Source organism: Saccharothrix coeruleofusca, assembly GCF_014648515.1.
Lineage (GTDB): Bacteria > Actinomycetota > Actinomycetes > Mycobacteriales > Pseudonocardiaceae > Actinosynnema > Actinosynnema coeruleofuscum.
The window spans coordinates 1-1,662 of the sequence record NZ_BMRG01000050.1 but is presented as its reverse complement, the minus strand read 5'-3'; the positions used below and the strand labels follow the sequence as shown (position 1 = coordinate 1,662).

The 1,662-nt window shown below is 69.2% G+C and carries 2 protein-coding genes; both read left to right on the top strand.

Translation table 11 applies throughout. The annotated features are described in order from the left end of the window. A partial coding sequence (locus IEZ00_RS35985; protein WP_189227820.1) for an RICIN domain-containing protein occupies positions 1–198 on the top strand: 198 nt, incomplete at its 5' end. A 22-nt stretch (positions 199–220) separates the two neighbouring features. Further along, a partial coding sequence (locus IEZ00_RS35980; protein ID WP_189227819.1) for a ThuA domain-containing protein occupies positions 221–1,662 on the top strand: 1,442 nt, incomplete at its 3' end.

Here is a 1,662-nt window from a genome sequence, read left to right as displayed (position 1 = left end):
GCTGACGGCAGTGTGGTGCGGTTGTGGAGTTGCACCGGTGGTGGTGGGCAGAACTGGGCCGTGGGCGGGAACGGGTCTTTGGTCAACGGGCAGTCGGGCAAGTGCCTGGACGCCGATGGCGGCGGTTCGGCAGATGGCACGCGGTTGATCGTCTGGACCTGCCACGGCGGCGCCAACCAACGCTGGACCCTGCCGTGATCGCCTCCTGGGAGCGTGAGAGATGAGCAACTCGTTCGCACGACGCGCGATCGGCGTGACGGTCGTCGCCTTCACGACCGCCGCACTCGCCTCCGGTCCACCGGCCACGGCCGCCGACGCGCCGTACGACGTGCTGGTCTTCTCCAAAACCGCGGGCTTCCGCCACGACGCGATCCCGACCGGCATCCAGCTGATCCGGGATCTCGGCGCGGCGGGGAACTTCAGGGTGACCGCCACCGAGGACTCGGCCCGCTTCACCGCCGCCGAACTCGCCGGGTACGAGGCGGTGGTGTTCCTCAACACCACCGGCGACGTGCTCAACACCGCCCAGCAGGCCGCGTTCGAGTCCTACGTCCGCGGCGGGGGCGGGTACGTCGGCATCCACTCGGCGTCCGACACCGAGTACGACTGGCCGTTCTACGGCGAACTGGTCGGCACGTACTTCGCCTCCCACCCGGCGATCCAGCAGGCCACGGTCCGGGTGGAGGACCGGGCTCACGCGGCCACCGCGCACCTCGGCCCCGCGTGGACCCGGACCGACGAGTGGTACGACTTCCGCGGCAGCGTCCGGTCCACGGCCCGAGTCCTGGCCACCCTCGACGAGTCGACCTACACCGGCGGCTCGATGGGCGCCGACCACCCGCACACGTGGTGCAAGACGGTCCAAAGCGGACGGTCCTTCTACACCGGCGCCGGCCACACCAAAGCCGGCTACGCCGAGGCGGGTTTCCGCGCGATGGTCCTCGGCGGCATCCGCTACGCGGCAGGCCGGACCAAAGCCGACTGCCGACCGGAGAACGGCTACACCGCGCTCTACAACGGCTCCACCACCGGCTGGTCGCAGGCCGGGCCGGGCGGCTTCACCAACAGCGACGGCACGCTGACCTCGTTCGGCGGACTGGGGCTGCTGTGGAACAGCGCGCGGGAGTACCGCTCGTACTCGCTCAAGCTGGACTGGCGGATGGCGGGCGACGACAACTCCGGGGTCTTCGTCGGGTTCCCGGCCAGCACCGACCCGAACTCCGCGATGGACAACGGTTACGAGGTGCAGATCGACGCCACCGACACCGCCGACAGGACCACTGGTGCGGTCCACGGCTTCAAGGCCGCAGACCAGGCCGCCCGCGACGCCGCGCTCAACCCGCCCGGCGAGTGGAACACCTTCGAGCTGCTGGTGGAAGGCGAACGCCTGCGCGTGTTCCTCAACGGCGCGCAGATCAACGACTTCACCAACACCGACCCGGTCCGATCCCTGGCCTCCGGGCACATCGGCATCCAGAACCACGGCGATAGCGACGACGTGTCGTTCCGCAACATCAGGATCAGGGAACTGAGTGGCACCACTCCCCGCACCGGGCCGATCGTCGGTGTCGCGGGCAAGTGCGTTGATGTCGACGGAGGTAGTTCGGCAGACGGGGCGAAGGTGCAGTTGTGGTCGTGCAACGGTGGTGCGAATCAGCGTTG